Below are 15,075 nucleotides of genomic sequence, written 5' to 3' on the forward strand. Positions count from 1 at the left end.
ACTTCATAATTTACAGAATGTAAAATTAATTCAACAACCTTTAAAGAGCTAGATGAATCCAGGAACTTAAAGGAAGGAGAAATATCATGAGAAAAAAACACGCAATATGGATTACCGGCTTCTTTATTATTTATTTCTTAACATTTTTACCTAACTTTGGGGTTATGAATGAATTGAAGTTTATCGGTTTTTTACCTCAACCTTTAGCATGGGTGCTTTTCTTGAATCTAATCAATACGGTTATCATATTTGTTATTTATTTTAAGTTCTTCAAGCCTTTTGCTTTAAATGTGGAACGGGTGATGCAAAAAGATGAGGAGAGTGACCAAGTATGAGTCAGGTAGCTATTACGATAATTGTGTTGATTCTTTTTCTTGGTATTTTACTTTGGATTAGCGGTTTAGCTTCAAAGTCAAATATTGCAACGCCAAGTGATTTTTTCTTAGCGAATAGAAGTCTTGGAACGATTGTAATGACGATGACTACAGGGTCGAGTTACTTTAGTACATGGACATTACTTGGCTCCATTGGAAATCACTACAGGGATGGCGTCTGGTTTTCAGCTTTTGCCGCTTGGGCTGTTGTGCATGCACTATTTATCTGGCTATTTGGATCGCGAATTTGGTATCTCGGTCGTAAACATGACTTTGTAACGCCCGGAGATATGATGGAAAAGTATTATAAAAGCCCTTTCTTGAGGTTGTTGTTTGCTTTCGTTGGAATGATAGGACTCATTCCATATATGTTGATTCAAATTACTGGAGGAGCATTTTCATTGAGCAGCTTGACGAACAATGCAATTCCATATTGGATTGGAATATTAATAATGGGAGTTTTTGTCGGGATTATTGTAACGCTGAGTGGTGGCCGGGGTGCAGCGTGGGCAGATACATTTATGGGCTTTTTCTTCGGTACTACATTACTTATAATCACGCTCATTTTCATTTATAGTGCGGGTGGGTTTAATGCCTTTGTAAACTTGCAGTCTGTGGCTCCAGATATTCTAGTTAATAAAGGAGATTTCGCGGGTATAGCGGAAACGGCTGTCGGGTTAATGTTTGGTTTTTGGATTATGCCACATATGTGGCAGAAATTCTATTCCGCTAAATCCCCGATGATCTTGGCGAAAACGTCAATTATAACCCCTTTCTGGAATTCATGGTTGATGGCACTTGGGGCATTGTTTATCGGGATGCTAGCACACACTCGTGGCCTTGTACCAGGATTGAGTTTAAAAAATAGTGATACGATTATCCCTTTATTCTTTTCATCTTATGCACCTATCTTTGGTGCTATCGTTGTAGCTGCGGTAATTGCTGCTGGGATTTCGACAATAAATAGTGCCCTATTATCATCAGCGAGCTTGCTCGTTAATGACATTTACGTACGTTTTATTGATAAAGATGTATCACCTGAGCGCACAACATTTATAAGTAAAATTACAGTCTTATTGATGACGTTAATTGTTGTAATTTTTGCGTTTATTCCGGCCGCCCAAGGATTTCTCATTCCGGTTGCAGCATTAGGTTACGGGATTGTCTTACAATTAGTTCCAGCAGCAATTGGGCGATTATTTTGGAGGAAAGGAACATTGGCTGGAGCAATTTCATCAATTCTGGTTGGGGAAGCGGCACTAGTTCTTATCTATATTTTCGGATCTCCATTACCGTTTGGACCGGCCACAACTGGTTTTATTTTAGGAACTATCACCTTTTTGGTTGTTAGTATGCTAACAGTAGATAGCAATGAAGAGGATAAATATAAACATCATAGGGAAATGGTGGAAATTTATTTCCCTTCTGAGAGTACACGAAAGGATGATTACAATGGCGAAAGACAATCCGTATAAAGTAGCAGTCGTTCAAGCTGGATCTGTAGTTATGGATAAAGAGGGGGGAGTAAAAAAGACGATTCGTTTAATTGAAGAAGCGGGTCAAGAAAATGCAAAAATTATTGTTTTTCCGGAAGCTTTCATTCCGGCATATCCGAGAGGGATGTCCTTTGGGGCTGTGGTAGGATCACGGTCTGACGAAGGACGGGAAGACTTTTTTAGGTATTGGGATAATTCAATTACTTTACCTAGTGTGGAAACAGAGGCGATTGGAAAAGCAGCGAGAAAGGCAAAAGCATATGTAGTGATAGGCGTGATTGAAAAGGAAAACGAATCAAGTCAAGGAACTTTATACTGTACGGCATTATTTTTCGGGCCAAACGGAGAATTACTCGGTAAGCATCGAAAATTAAAGCCGACTGGTTCGGAGCGACTGATTTGGGGAGAAGGAGATGGCAGTACACTTCCCGTTTTTGATACCCCATATGGAAGGATTGGTTCGCTTATTTGTTGGGAAAATTACATGCCACTTGCTCGTGCTGCAATGTATGAGAAGGGGGTACAGATTTATATTGCGCCAACCGCAGATGGGAGAGATACTTGGTTCTCAACAATGCGACATATTGCAGTTGAGGGGAGATGCTTTGTTCTGTCATGTAATCAATATTCCACGAAAGATATGTATCCTGAGGATATTTCATCTCGTAAGGAATTTGAAGGTTTGCCAAATGAAATGACGCGGGGTGGAAGTTGTATTGTGAACCCACTAGGCGAATTTTTAGTAGAGCCTGTGCTTGGTAAAGAAGAAATTTTATACGCGGATATAGACCTTGGAAAAATTGCAGAAGCTCAATTTGACTTTGATGTAGTTGGTCATTATGCGCGACCGGATGTATTTCAACTTGTTGTGAATGAACAAGAGCAGAAAAATACAATTTGGAAAAAATAGTGCTATAGTGCTTGTCATTCCTCGAGTTTTGTTGAATCCGAATTTATAATTAGAAAAATCTCCTGATGTTCCCCCATCAGGAGATTTTTATTTTCAGCGTGAGTTATTATAATAGGATATAATAAATGGTAAATGTTCGGAAGGTGGCAATAGAATATGCAAAAACGAATTTATTTCATTAGTAATCTTTTATTCATATTTCTATTATTAGTCGCATGTTCTAATACTAGTAATTCTGCCCAAGACTCTGCAGACGGAGAAAACGAGGGAGTAGCTGGAAATGTTGAGTTAACGATTTCTGCGGCAGCAAGTTTGAAAGAGGCGTTAGATACAATTCAAGTGGCGTTTCAAGAGGAACATCCAGAAGTAGTATTGACCTTTAATTACGGAGCCTCGGGTTCACTGCAACAGCAAATCTCTCAAGGTGCACCAGTGGATCTATTTTTCTCAGCAGCTGAAGATAAGTTTGAACGTTTAGTTGAAGATGGAATGATTGCCGAAGAAGACGGGGTAGACCTGCTTGGAAATGAATTAGTATTAATTGTTCCAAAGGAGGACCAAACAATTAAGGAATTTAAGGATCTTATAAAAACGGGGATAAGTAACATTTCCATCGGTACACCTGAAACCGTGCCTGCGGGAAAATATGCGAAAGAAGCGCTGGAAGAGATGGATTTATGGGATGAGCTGGAATCAAATATCATTTTCGCAAAGGATGTTCGGCAAGTTTTATCCTATGTTGAAACCGAGAATGTTGAGGCTGGACTCGTGTATCAAACGGACGCCCTCACCTCGGAAAAAATAGATATTGTTGCCTCTCTGGATGCCAAGACACATACACCTATTATTTATCCGGTCGGAATAATCAAGGATTCTGACCAGTATGAAACGGCAAAAGTCTTTTTTGACTATGTCCAAAGCGATGAAGCCTTAAAGGTATTTGAAGAATATGGATTTACAATTAAATAATGCATTTATGCAAGAATTTCTAAGCCCGATCTGGTTGTCGCTTAAAGTTGCTACGATATCAGGTGTTATCGTTATTATAATGGGAACGTTAATCGGGAAAGCTCTTGCAAGAAGAAAATTCAAAGGAAAGGCCGTTGTAGAGACAATTCTAATGCTTCCAATGGTACTACCTCCGACGGTTGTTGGTTTTTTATTGATCGTTGTTTTCGGAAAAAATAGTATTATCGGTCAAGCGATTGAGTGGATTTTTAATCAACCAATTATTTTTACGTGGTGGGCCGCTGTAATTGCGGCAGTTGTTGTTGCCTTTCCGCTCATGTATCAGTCGGCGAAGTCAGGATTCCAGGAAGTGGATCACGATATTGAAGAAGCTGCAAGAATTGACGGCGCGAGCGAGTGGAAAACCTTCCTCTTTATATCCGTTCCTTTAGCTTCTAAAATGCTACTTGCTGGAAGTATTTTAAGTTTTGCCCGCGCGTTAGGCGAGTTTGGTGCAACTTTAATGTTTGCTGGAAATATCCCAGGTGTCACGCAGACCATCCCAACGGCGATTTATATTGCGCTGGATTCAGGGAATATGGTGATGGCATGGATGTGGGTGATTGCGATTATGATTCTTTCGTTTGGTATGATGTTGATTGTACGGATGAAGCAGGATGAATGATTTTTCACTTAATTGAAAGTCGTGAATATGAACAAAGATGAGAAGAAAAGATTAGGAGGATTTCGTGAAAGAAATTTATGATGTCATTATAGCTGGAGCGGGATCAATGGGGATGGCTGCTGGATATTATTTAGCGCGTCAAGGGGTAAAGGTTTTATTGATTGATGCATATGATCCGCCGCATGACCAAGGAAGCCATTACGGGGAAACACGAATTATCCGTCATGCATATGGCGAGGGAAGGGAATATGTTCCGCTTGCTCTCCGGTCCCAAGAATTGTGGGAAGAACTGGAGAGAAAGAGTCACTTGAAAATATTCACTCAGGCAGGTGCAATGGGATTTGGACCAAAAGGCAATGCACCATTTATTGATGAGGCAATAGCGAGTGGGAAAGAACATAACTTGAATATAGATTTTCTTAGTAGCACTGAAATCACTCAACGGTTTCCGGGGCTTAATCTACCAGATGATTATATCGGGTTTTATGAGGAAAATTCTGGGTTTTTATTTAGTGAGAATTGTATCACTGCATATAAGGAGTTGGCTGTTCATCACGGTGCGAAACTATCCTTTCAAAATCCAGTAATAGATATAGAGACAAGTGATAAGTCGGTGAAAGTTATAACGGAAAACGCTACGTTCACTGGAAAAAAGCTGATTATTAGTGCAGGTGCTTGGAGTGGAACGTTATCGAAAAAAGTAGGCTTAAAGCTTCCATTAAAGACAACTCGCCAACCGATCGCGTGGTTTGAAGCGAATGAAGCGTTATTTAGTTTGAACAACTTTCCAACATTTGCAGCGGAAGTAACTTCTAATGATTCAAGCGCGATGTACTATGGTTTCCCGTCATTTGGTAAGTGTGGCTTGAAGATTGGGCGTCACGATTTTGAAGAAGAAATTGATCCGTCTACGATGAACCGTGAATTTGGTTCGAATATTAGTGATGAAGGTCATTTACGGAAGTTTTTGGATGAATTTATGCCCGAGGCTTCTGGGGAATTAAAGAAAGCGGCGATTTGTATTTATACGCGAACGCCTGACGGACATTTTATTATCGATCAGCATCCTGAACATTCCCATGTATTGATAGCGACAGGATTCTCTGGTCATGGATTTAAATTCGCTAGTGTAGTAGGAGAAATCCTGTCCCAACTAGCTATGACCGGAGAAACGGAACATGATATATCGTTATTTAAGATGGATCGATTCGGCGATCTTACCTTTTGATGTGACTGTTTTTTCGAGTGAGACGATTTGGATGATATCGAATAAGATTGTAATAAAAGAGTTTTGATTTCTAGTTTGGAGATCAGAGACTCTTTAGTTTTACCTCGCAGTACAACTTTGCTTCAAGGAAGGTCATAGTGTTACCGTAAAGATATTTTTCCAAAGGTATCCATCCTTTCTGAGAATGTAATCCCGCTAAAATAAGAAAAAAGCGGAAAGCTATACGCTATTCCACTTCCCTTCATAATTTTTTATGTGCATTCTAGATGTTTCACGATTGTGATTAAAAAGCTATGTCTAGCTTTTTACCATCTTTATTTAAAGTTAGGATTTTAGAAGTTTCATCAAATGTGACGCCTTGTATGGATTGTTCATTTCCGAAACTAATCATCGTCAGGTAATTCACGTTCTCACCCGTTTTTGAAAACTCCAATTGTGATATATCGATTAATTCATTGAAACGTTCGGACATGATTGCTCTCGGTTCAGTTCGATCCGCTTGGAAACTCGTAACGGAACTTGTTCCGAGCAGTTGCTCGATTTCAATGATATCGGCACCTGATTTTATTTTTGCGTAATTATCTTTTGTCTCAAGGATTTCAATATGTGGGGCAAGGTTGTACAATTGTAAAAATTTCTGATCTTCGTCACTTACAGCTTGGTCGAAAATAATTATGACATCCGGCTTGAAAAAGATAAGTGTCCGCTTTAGTTTCGCTCCGTTATATGCTTTATTTTCCCCTTGAATTAGTTCATAGTGTAACGTTTTGTGATAACCGGTTATTTTAATTTTATCGCGGTAGACTAGCGGATCGCCTAATTTATATTCTTTTCCATCGATTGCAAGGGTGTTGTGTGCAATTGGAGAAAGGACATATTGTCTGATCTTATCACTTTTAACATAATTATATTTTCCCGAATCAACGAAAATGTCTTTGCCATTATAAAACAGGTTGAACGATAAATCATCGAAATGTTTATGAGTCTTACTCCCATAACCACAGATAAAAGATAGCCAAGTTGATCTTTCTGGCTCCTCATGCTCATCTTGAAGGATTGCAATACCCGCTTCTTCATCAATGAAGGAATCAAATTTCTTTTTCTTCCGTTTTAAATGACCGGAAGAGGTGTCTCCAATGGTCGGGACTTTTAGGTTTGGCTTTAAAAAATAGTGAAAATAATCATCCGCTTGCTCTAATCTTTCTACGATGTCCTTTCCGAGGGTCAAATTATTTTTTACCAAGAAGCTTTCGACGGATTGAATAAGCCTCATCACCATACTATGATAGTCCGGCGAATTCTCTAAATGGACATTTTTGTAACTGAAATCTCTATTGAAAGCTTCCCTGACTCTATAAATTGCTTTCTCTTTCCAGTGTTCTGCTTCTGGATATTCGGACAAAACTAATGCAATCGATAGTAAAGCCCTGTCGACCATGATTCCATGGTTATTTTTCCGATAATTTTGGTCATCATTTAAAAATCTAGCATGCTTCAAGAGAAGATTATAGATCAGTTCCTCATTTATTTTTATTACATCTACAGCGGAAGTGTATAGATAAATAATTGCTAACGCACGCGTTGCCGTTGCGTGATCACTCCAGCGGGAACGGTAATTTTCCTTTGGATGGGCTTCGTCGTGTTTAGCCCAATCTTGTAAAATTTCATAAGCTTTTTTTAATGATTTTTTGTCTTTCTTTTTCTCGTAATGATTACAAAGATGATGAATGGTTTCCAACGAATGAAGATAAAGTTGATAAGTATTTGCACCCGAATGGTGCTGATAGTTCCAGTCAATTCCTTTTTTAAAATCAAGAACTTCTAAAGATTTTATAAGAAAGTACTGCCCTTCAAACAAACCTTCGACAATTTTATCTGTGTCTTTTGTGTAGTTAGTTTTCTTGATTGGTTCAATTATATTTAATGTAGGTTGCACGCTTTTCTTAAAAGGCCACAAAAAGATCCCTCCCCTATGTATAATGTAGTAATCTAAGTTTAATTGATATAAAGATAATAATCCATTCCAACCAATAAAACCTAAACATAAATTAACAAACGGATCCCAGTTCATTTCTTTGCAAAAAAAGATTGACAAGAATTCTTTAAGATGGTATTATAGTAAATCGAGTAACAAATAAGCACTCTGGCATTCTACAATGTTTTTGAAGATGCTTATTCAAACTGGAGCGACTAAGGGGTCGCAAGGACGCAAGAGCAGGTAGGGCTTGCGTTGCTTAAGTTAGAGAACACCCAGTGGAACACGTACCGCGGTTAAGTGAAATTCTTGAATTAACACGATGATTCATGCTGCGTTTTGAAAAAATCACCCAATAATTAAAACGAAAAAGAAGAATTTCCCACCCGAGATATTCGGGATATAAAATATTAAAAATAAGCTTATATGTTACTGAAAGATAAAAGGGATACTCCTTAAAGAGGGGTATCCTTTTTCCCATGGAGAAATAAGGTTGAACCATTTGACTAAAAGAAGTAACTTAATAAATTCTCTCTTCCGTCACCGCATCAAAGAAATGTGCTTTATTCATCTCAAAACCTAATTTCACGGTATCTCCAGCTTTAACATCAGAACGGGAGTCGACTCGGGCAATAAAGCTTTGATCCGCGACTTTCGAGTAAAGGAACGTCTCTGCTCCATTCAGCTCGGCAACTTCAATGCCAGCAGATATCGTAGACTCTAGATTTGCCTCTAGAAAGACAAGTTCATCTTTAATATCTTCCGGGCGAACACCGAGAATGACTTCTTTATCAAGGTAGCCATTATCCTTTAATGGTTTCAGCTTGCCTTCAGGAATTTTTATTTTCACGTCCCCCATGGTAAAGTAAGAATCCTTCACGATGCCTGTAAAGAAGTTCATTGCTGGTGAGCCGATGAAGCCACCGACGAATACGTTATTAGGGTTCTTATACACTTCTTCAGGAGAACCGATTTGCTGGATTTCTCCATCCTTCATAACAACGAGACGGGTAGCCATTGTCATTGCTTCCGTCTGATCGTGTGTAACGTAAATAGTAGTTGATTGCAGACGCCTGTGCAGCTTTTGAATTTCTGTACGCATCTGGACACGTAATTTAGCATCAAGGTTTGATAAAGGTTCGTCCATGAGAAACACTTTCGGATCGCGGACAATGGCTCGTCCTAATGCAACACGCTGACGCTGACCACCAGAAAGTGCTTTAGGTTTACGAGTTAAGTATTCCTCCAAGCCTAAAATTTTAGCTGCTTCATTTACGCGCTTATCGATTTCCGCCTTCTTAAATTTCCGCAGTTTTAATCCAAATGCCATATTATCGTATACACTCATATGCGGATAGAGGGCGTAGTTTTGGAAAACCATTGCAATATCACGGTCTTTTGGAGAAACATCGTTCATCCGCTTATTATCAATGTACAGGTTTCCTTCCGTGATTTCCTCTAGACCTGCAATCATTCGTAGTGTAGTAGATTTACCGCAGCCGGATGGTCCAACGAATACGATAAACTCCTTATCTTCAATATGCAGGTTAAAGTCTTTAACCGCTACGACATCTTTATCATACTTCTTTTGAATATTTTCTAATACGAGTTCAGCCATTATGAGATCCTCCTTCAAATATATGAAAACGTTTTATTCACTGATTTCATTATAGTGAAGAACGATTACTCATTAAATGGTAAACGTGCACAAAGCTTTGGACATGTTTTAGGCAACTTTACAAATGGATTCACTTGACCAATAAAGCCAGGTAAACAGTTAGTGCATGATGGAAATTTCGGATATCGAGACCCGTTTTTTCCTTGAACTTTTCAATTCGGTATTGAAAACTGTTACGGTGCATATATAGCTTTTTAGCCGCTACTGAAACATTTAAATTGCTTTTCAGAAAAACTTCCATCATCTTTAGGAACCCCTTATCGTGTTGAAATTCCTGTGGGATGAGCTGCTGCAGATCGTCTCTTAATTTCGGTGTTAGTTGATCGATAAGCAGGTAAGGAATTGCTTCTATATAAGAAATCACATTATGCTCCGAGTAGGAGAAGACAATGCTTGCTTGAGAAGTTAATTGGTTATAATAATGTTTCGCTTGTCGGAGTTCCGTAAGATATGGGCTCACGAAAAAGCGGATTTTTATGTATAGATCACTCATTAAAATGTCGATGATTTCCTCTAATGAAATATCTTCTTCATAGTCGGTGAGCTCTTTATCAACAATGACTCCTTCCGTTTCACTTTCCCATAGGATAATCATCTCTTTATGAAATAATTGATTAAGGGCGTCCTTGAAGTCTGCTGGTTGTAGTTGATCTGGCGGGATTTGGAAAAAGATTAGGCGAAACATGTTTTCTGTTTCCGGTAGCTCACCGTCAGCTTGAATGTATTGCTGCCATAATTTTTCTGCTTTTGTCATAGGCGGAAAATTATGTTGATACGGTTTTAGAAACATATGTAATAAAGCGGAATCCTTTTCAGTGATTTCGGACGGATCGATACTGATAATTTGGCCATTCTCTGCAATAAACCATGTCAGTTTATCATCGATTTCCGTTGGTGTTTTTTTATAAGATTGTAAGGAAGGAAAATGTTTTTTTAATTGTTGGAGCATGGGATAGACCTCCTAGTTGAGGAGTTAGACACCTCAAAAAAATGGTAAACCATATCATAATATAGTTTACCATTTTTCTATTGGAGGTGTTTGGCGGAAGAATATATTCTTGCAAAATTTGAGTTCTGCCAGACACCAAATACTCAATTCCCATCATACTCCGCAAACTGTTCGAACATCTTTTCATTTTCAATTAATCCACATACCCCGCACTGAATTCTGTATTGCGGTCCATTATAAGCTTGGTGAAAAAGAAGCGTATCTTCACTCGTATATTCTTCTAAGATTTCACCCGTTTTTGCATCGAGTTTGACGGGAGTTGCGGTCTGTTCGATCAGGTTAAAGCGTGATCTGTTTGTTTTGCAATTTGGACACCGGTACGGTTTATTCATGCTGCACCTCCGTATATTTGTATCAATCTATGCCTTTTTATTTTGACTATTTATACAGTTACTATACGGAAATACGGCGATAAAATTTAGAAAGTGGCATGTATTGCTTCGCGGGCTTACCAGATTTCAAGTACATCGAGCATGACGAAAATAATCAACGCTGGAACGAGGTAGCGAACGAGGAAGAACCAAGCTTGGAAGATGCCGTACATTAAGTTGCTGCCCCGTTTTAATTCTTCGTACATCGCTGATTTTTTCATTTTAACAGACACGAAAATTGCGATGAATAATGCCCCTGTTGGCAGTAAAATATTACTCACGGTGTAATCCGCTAAGTCAAAGATTGATTTGCCGAATAACGAAACATCACTCAAAATACCGAAAGAGAGTGCAGACGGCACACCGAAGAGAAAGATTGCTAATCCGACAATCCAGGCCCATTTTTTCCTTTTTACAGGGTCGCCTTTGGAAATGACGGCTACAATAATTTCCAGCATGGAAAAAGCCGATGTTAAGGTCGCAAATAAAAAGACTATGAGAAACGCTGCGAAAAACAGCATCCCGGCTGGCATTTGACTGAAAATCGTAGGAAGCACATTAAATAAAAGGGTCGGCCCTGCATCCGGCTCCATTCCAAACGAGAATACTGCAGGAAATATCACAAGACCCGACAAGAGAACAACCATTATATTCATAAGGACAATCGATACAGCGGAACTTGGCAGACTCTGGTCTTTTGACAAATAAGCACTGTATGTAATCATGACGGAAACACCGACACTTAACGTGAAGAAGGATTGTCCCATCGCTTCAAGAATTGTGCTTGATGTCACTTTTGATAAATCAGGTTGAAATAGAAAAGCAACACCTGCAGAAGCCCCATCAAGGGTGACCGAGCGAATTACGAGAATGACGAAAAGGATCGCAAGTGCTGGCATCATGATTTTATTTGTTTGCTCAATTCCATTTTGTACGCCTCTACTAATAACGAAAATGGTCATGATGATAAATATCAGTTGCGCACCGATACTTATCGCTGGATTCGCTATTGTATTTGCGAACAGCTCTGCATATTGAACTTCATTTAAACCGGTTAATCCTCCAGTCACGACTTTCCATAGATATGTAATGATCCAACCGCCAATAACACTGTAGAAGGAAAGTAAAATAAAAACACTGATCATGCCAAGAATTCCGATAAAATACCATTTTGTTCTGGGAGCGATTACTTGGAAAGAACGAACGGCATCTTGCTGTGCTGTTCTACCTATCGTAAATTCGGCTAACAGTAAGGGAAGGCCGAGTATAACGGTAAACAAAAGAAAAATAATGAGAAATGCGCCACCGCCATTTTGTCCTGCGATGTATGGGAATTTCCAAATGGCACCAAGGCCAATTGCGGCTCCTGCGGCCGATAAAATAAATCCTATCCTGGATGAAAATTGCTCTTGCTGATCCAAATAAAACTTCCTCTCATGTAGAATATCTATACCATTTTCTATTATCTAGAGGGAAATGTCAAAGGAGTACTAAGTTACCTGGCATTCCTTAGGTTGTTTCGAAAACCTGCAACTATTTACCGGAGGAGCGTATTTTAGAATAAGATCATTTAATTTTAGTTGTGCGTTGTTATTTAGAACGAAAGGGTGCCCTTATAGTCAATAAGGGTGCCCCAATTTAAAGTTTGACTATTGGTGAGGGATAGGTTTATAACAAAGGAGGAATAACATGAGCAATCAAAAAAAGGTATGGTATGAAAATGCAGAGTCTAAACTAGATCCAGGCTTAGTGGAACATTTACGGGATATTCAAAAAGTAAACCTGAAATTGACGAATAGCAATGAGATTCCCATTATCCTTTATCTGAAAAAGAATTGCCAGCAGGATAAAAAAGATGACCTCCTCAAAATATGTAACAAGGATTCTCCTAACAAACTAAGTAAAGGATTACCCAGTATTAACGGATTAAAAGGCCATTTAACACCTGATAAAATCAAACAGATTAAGGATCATGAAGCGGTAGAACGGATTTTTTACGACCGGATTGTAACATCTTTTCTGGATATCGCCAGTGAACAAATAGGTGCGATTCAGGTGCGAGAGCAGTTAGGTTTAACAGGGAAAGGGATTGCCATTGCTGTGATTGATACAGGTGTCCATCCACATGACGACCTTGTTCAACCCTCAAATAGAATAATAGCTTTCCATGATTTTATAAATGGGAAAGAAGATCCATATGACGATAATGGGCATGGAACACACTGCGCAGGAAATGCTGCTGGAAATGGCAGTCTTTCTAATGGGAAATATACGGGTCCTGCATCAGAAGCTTCGATCATTGGATTAAAAGTGTTAGATAAACAAGGTGAAGGCAGGCTGTCAACGATTATTGAAAGTCTGGAATGGTGTATGGAACATAAAGAAGAGCATCGTATTCGAATTATCTCCCTTTCACTCGGAGCTCCTGCCTACGAGTCTTTCAGGGATGATCCGTTGTGTTTAGCTGCTCAAGTTGCTTGGCATCAAGGAATCGTTGTATGTGCCGCTGCTGGAAATAATGGTCCTGATCAAACAACAATCAGTACGCCAGCAATTGATCCGTTCATTATAACGGTGGGATCAACAGATGATCAGAACACATTAGACCGGGCAGACGATCGAATAGCCGATTATTCCAGTAGAGGACCTACAATTGATTCGTTCGTCAAGCCTGACATTTATGCACCAGGAACCAATATTGTATCGCTGCTTGCACCAGGCTCAAGCATCGAAACGGAATTGCCAGAGATGATTAGGGATGAGAAATATATTGAGTTATCAGGTACATCGATGGCAACCCCAATTTGCGCAGGAGTCATTGCTCTTATGCTTGAAGCGAATCCGGATCTTAGTCCAAATGATGTAAAGAGCATTCTGAAAGCTACTGCCCACCCGATTCTCGATGATATATGGGGATATATTGACGCGGAACGTGCCGTAGAAATGGCGAAAAACCACCGATTACACTCTTCAACAGAAGTTGTTCAGGAAGGATAAATTTTAAATAAAGGGAGGACAATACGTTCTCCCTTTTTCATTGGTTTAGGAATGACTCGAGGGAATATTCCTGATCTATTAGAATGAGACTTGAGCATGTACAACAATTGACGATAAGAGTAGAAAGCAAGAGAAACAAAGAAGCATGGGGCATTCATCTCCACTTGAAGAATGCTTGAGGAGACTTGCTTTATGTAGCCGTTCCCTGGAAGATGAAAGGGAACGGGACTTAGTGGCTGATGACAAATGAATTTAATAACCCTATGATTATATAGAATTTGTATCCTATCCCCCTATCATGAATTTTTAACTGGATGATCAGAATTTTCTTTTGCTGTCTGTTCGACTACATGCAGTTCTTTTAGACGATTGGTAAATTCCCAAAAACCGTACGTATTATTGTAGTCATACTTCCTAATGATTTCTATTACTCTAATTTTTAGTTCTTGATATAAATCGACTTGTTCCTGTGGTGAGGTTTCTTTTAATGATGCTCTGATTTTAGGTTCGAACAGGGTAAGAACAATTTCTAATGATTCGGCATCATTGTACTTTTGCACTTTTTTCGTTAGATCAATGAGACTCGTCATGAAAGATCCCTCCTTAATTTGTTGATTGTATCTGATAAATCTTTAGAGTGTTTTTCCAAACGTTCCATCCTGATTTCATAGCGTATTAATAAAAACAAAGCCACGATGACGGGGAATCCAACATTTTCTACCATATCAATCAAACCGGAGAGAGCAGAGATATCAATCATGTTTTATCCTCCTCTGCCAATAGTTGTTTTCTTAGCTCCCTTAAAGCTCTGTTTCTCGTCTTGGAAATGGATTGCTGGGATACACCTTCTTTAGCGGCAATTTCTGTATCAGACATCTTGAAAAGATACGCTTGATTTAAAATTTGTTTCTGCCTAGAAGTAAGGGAAGAAAAAGCTTGAAAAAGAGTTGGATTTTCAAGATAGCATTGCAAATCCTGGTTATTTTCTAGCGCCGCTTCATCAACAGGGATAGCATGCTTATCTGTGATAACATCTTTGAAAGATATGCTATTCTCTGTTTCGTCATGGATTGGCTGGTCCAAAATTAGTAATTGACTTCTTCTGTACAAGTTAACCTTCTTGTCATAACGAATGGCATGTCTTCTCAATTCATTTGATAATTGACTAATTAACCTGATCTCGGCAAAATGATCTTGGAATGCCTTATCTAAAGCATTATTCGTTTCTGGCGTTGGATGGCGGATGGATTGATTTAGCAAAAAATAATTTTCCTTCTTAAGCAAAAATGACTTTATTAAACGATTCCGGAAAATTAATTCATTTTCTGCTATAAATTTATTTGCCCACATGAACTCACAATGTTTCCCATCAGAAATTGTGGTTTCTTCCATCCTTTTTTCCTC

Annotated in this window: 15 protein-coding genes; 7 read left to right on the plus strand and 8 right to left on the minus strand. The window is 38.9% G+C overall.

Going from position 1 to position 15,075, the window contains the following annotated elements; all coding sequences use genetic code 11:
- The first annotated feature begins 86 nt into the window (after positions 1-86).
- The 6 genes from GN217_RS09135 (at position 87) to solA (ending at position 5,641) form a co-directional block, all read left to right on the plus strand.
- Positions 87-335, plus strand: coding sequence for a hypothetical protein (locus tag GN217_RS09135; protein WP_156856379.1), 249 nt, complete (start codon positions 87-89; stop codon positions 333-335).
- On the plus strand, positions 332-1,849 hold the full coding sequence (locus GN217_RS09140) for a sodium:solute symporter family protein (RefSeq protein WP_156856380.1): 1,518 nt from the start codon (positions 332-334) through the stop codon (positions 1,847-1,849). The genes GN217_RS09135 and GN217_RS09140 overlap by 4 nt, the downstream gene beginning before the upstream one ends.
- The gene (locus GN217_RS09145) at positions 1,827-2,780 is read left to right on the plus strand and encodes a carbon-nitrogen hydrolase family protein (protein ID WP_156856381.1); all 954 of its coding nucleotides are present in this window, start codon (positions 1,827-1,829) and stop codon (positions 2,778-2,780) included. Before GN217_RS09140 ends, GN217_RS09145 begins: the two co-directional genes overlap by 23 nt.
- A gap of 156 nt (positions 2,781-2,936) precedes the next feature.
- A complete protein-coding gene (modA, locus tag GN217_RS09150) occupies positions 2,937-3,749 on the plus strand; it encodes a molybdate ABC transporter substrate-binding protein (protein ID WP_156856382.1) in 813 nt (270 codons plus the stop codon).
- Entirely contained in the window at positions 3,730-4,413 is a 684-nt protein-coding gene (gene modB / locus GN217_RS09155) for a molybdate ABC transporter permease subunit (protein WP_156856383.1), read from the plus strand. Before modA ends, modB begins: the two co-directional genes overlap by 20 nt.
- A gap of 64 nt (positions 4,414-4,477) precedes the next feature.
- Positions 4,478-5,641, plus strand: coding sequence for an N-methyl-L-tryptophan oxidase (gene solA, locus GN217_RS09160; RefSeq protein WP_156856384.1), 1,164 nt, complete (start codon positions 4,478-4,480; stop codon positions 5,639-5,641).
- A 283-nt stretch (positions 5,642-5,924) separates the two neighbouring features.
- Here the strand turns inward: solA and GN217_RS09165 are convergent, their stop codons facing one another.
- The 5 genes from GN217_RS09165 to GN217_RS09185 all read right to left on the minus strand — a co-directional run bounded on the left by GN217_RS09165 (position 5,925) and on the right by GN217_RS09185 (position 12,095).
- Positions 5,925-7,598: a heparinase II/III domain-containing protein gene (locus GN217_RS09165; protein WP_198042623.1), complete on the minus strand. Its 1,674-nt coding sequence runs from the start codon at positions 7,596-7,598 to the stop codon at positions 5,925-5,927.
- 538 nt (positions 7,599-8,136) lie between these two features.
- Positions 8,137-9,234, minus strand: coding sequence for an ABC transporter ATP-binding protein (locus GN217_RS09170; protein WP_156856386.1), 1,098 nt, complete (start codon positions 9,232-9,234; stop codon positions 8,137-8,139).
- 130 nt (positions 9,235-9,364) lie between these two features.
- Positions 9,365-10,243: a PucR family transcriptional regulator gene (locus GN217_RS09175; RefSeq protein WP_156856387.1), complete on the minus strand. Its 879-nt coding sequence runs from the start codon at positions 10,241-10,243 to the stop codon at positions 9,365-9,367.
- Between the two features lie 143 nt (positions 10,244-10,386).
- A complete protein-coding gene (locus tag GN217_RS09180; RefSeq protein ID WP_156856388.1) occupies positions 10,387-10,635 on the minus strand; it encodes a DNA alkylation repair protein in 249 nt (82 codons plus the stop codon).
- A 116-nt stretch (positions 10,636-10,751) separates the two neighbouring features.
- Positions 10,752-12,095: a sodium-dependent transporter gene (locus tag GN217_RS09185; RefSeq protein ID WP_156856389.1), complete on the minus strand. Its 1,344-nt coding sequence runs from the start codon at positions 12,093-12,095 to the stop codon at positions 10,752-10,754.
- 268 nt (positions 12,096-12,363) lie between these two features.
- Between GN217_RS09185 and GN217_RS09190 the strand changes: the two genes are divergently transcribed.
- The gene (locus GN217_RS09190; protein WP_156856390.1) at positions 12,364-13,671 is read left to right on the plus strand and encodes a S8 family serine peptidase; all 1,308 of its coding nucleotides are present in this window, start codon (positions 12,364-12,366) and stop codon (positions 13,669-13,671) included.
- Positions 13,672-13,967: 296 nt separating this feature from the next.
- On the opposite strand, the gene GN217_RS09195 is transcribed toward GN217_RS09190, so the two are convergent.
- The 3 genes from GN217_RS09195 to GN217_RS09205 are packed head-to-tail and all read right to left on the minus strand — an operon-like array spanning position 13,968 to position 15,063.
- The gene (locus GN217_RS09195) at positions 13,968-14,261 is read right to left on the minus strand and encodes a helix-turn-helix domain-containing protein (RefSeq protein ID WP_156856391.1); all 294 of its coding nucleotides are present in this window, start codon (positions 14,259-14,261) and stop codon (positions 13,968-13,970) included.
- A complete protein-coding gene (locus GN217_RS09200; RefSeq protein WP_156856392.1) occupies positions 14,258-14,431 on the minus strand; it encodes a YvrJ family protein in 174 nt (57 codons plus the stop codon). The genes GN217_RS09195 and GN217_RS09200 overlap by 4 nt, the downstream gene beginning before the upstream one ends.
- Positions 14,428-15,063, minus strand: coding sequence for a sigma factor-like helix-turn-helix DNA-binding protein (locus GN217_RS09205; RefSeq protein WP_156856393.1), 636 nt, complete (start codon positions 15,061-15,063; stop codon positions 14,428-14,430). Before GN217_RS09205 ends, GN217_RS09200 begins: the two co-directional genes overlap by 4 nt.
- Positions 15,064-15,075 lie beyond the last annotated feature (12 nt).

Source organism: Oceanobacillus sp. AG (assembly GCF_009746545.1).
GTDB classification, from domain to species: Bacteria; Bacillota; Bacilli; order Bacillales; family Amphibacillaceae; genus Oceanobacillus; species Oceanobacillus indicireducens.

What these genes read in the sequence shown, in the direction of transcription:
- GN217_RS09145 (WP_156856381.1), top strand. Translation starts at nt 1,827, where the DNA reads ATGGCGAAAGACAATCCGTATAAAGTAGCAGTCGTTCAAGCTGGATCT.
- GN217_RS09180 (WP_156856388.1), bottom strand. Translation starts at nt 10,635, where the DNA reads ATGAATAAACCGTACCGGTGTCCAAATTGCAAAACAAACAGATCACGC.
- GN217_RS09190 (WP_156856390.1), top strand. Translation starts at nt 12,364, where the DNA reads ATGAGCAATCAAAAAAAGGTATGGTATGAAAATGCAGAGTCTAAACTA.
- GN217_RS09205 (WP_156856393.1), bottom strand. Translation starts at nt 15,063, where the DNA reads ATGGAAGAAACCACAATTTCTGATGGGAAACATTGTGAGTTCATGTGG.
- GN217_RS09200 (WP_156856392.1), bottom strand. Translation starts at nt 14,431, where the DNA reads ATGATTGATATCTCTGCTCTCTCCGGTTTGATTGATATGGTAGAAAAT.
- GN217_RS09135 (WP_156856379.1), top strand. Translation starts at nt 87, where the DNA reads ATGAGAAAAAAACACGCAATATGGATTACCGGCTTCTTTATTATTTAT.
- GN217_RS09170 (WP_156856386.1), bottom strand. Translation starts at nt 9,234, where the DNA reads ATGGCTGAACTCGTATTAGAAAATATTCAAAAGAAGTATGATAAAGAT.
- modA (WP_156856382.1), top strand. Translation starts at nt 2,937, where the DNA reads ATGCAAAAACGAATTTATTTCATTAGTAATCTTTTATTCATATTTCTA.
- GN217_RS09175 (WP_156856387.1), bottom strand. Translation starts at nt 10,243, where the DNA reads ATGCTCCAACAATTAAAAAAACATTTTCCTTCCTTACAATCTTATAAA.
- modB (WP_156856383.1), top strand. Translation starts at nt 3,730, where the DNA reads ATGGATTTACAATTAAATAATGCATTTATGCAAGAATTTCTAAGCCCG.
- GN217_RS09195 (WP_156856391.1), bottom strand. Translation starts at nt 14,261, where the DNA reads ATGACGAGTCTCATTGATCTAACGAAAAAAGTGCAAAAGTACAATGAT.
- GN217_RS09140 (WP_156856380.1), top strand. Translation starts at nt 332, where the DNA reads ATGAGTCAGGTAGCTATTACGATAATTGTGTTGATTCTTTTTCTTGGT.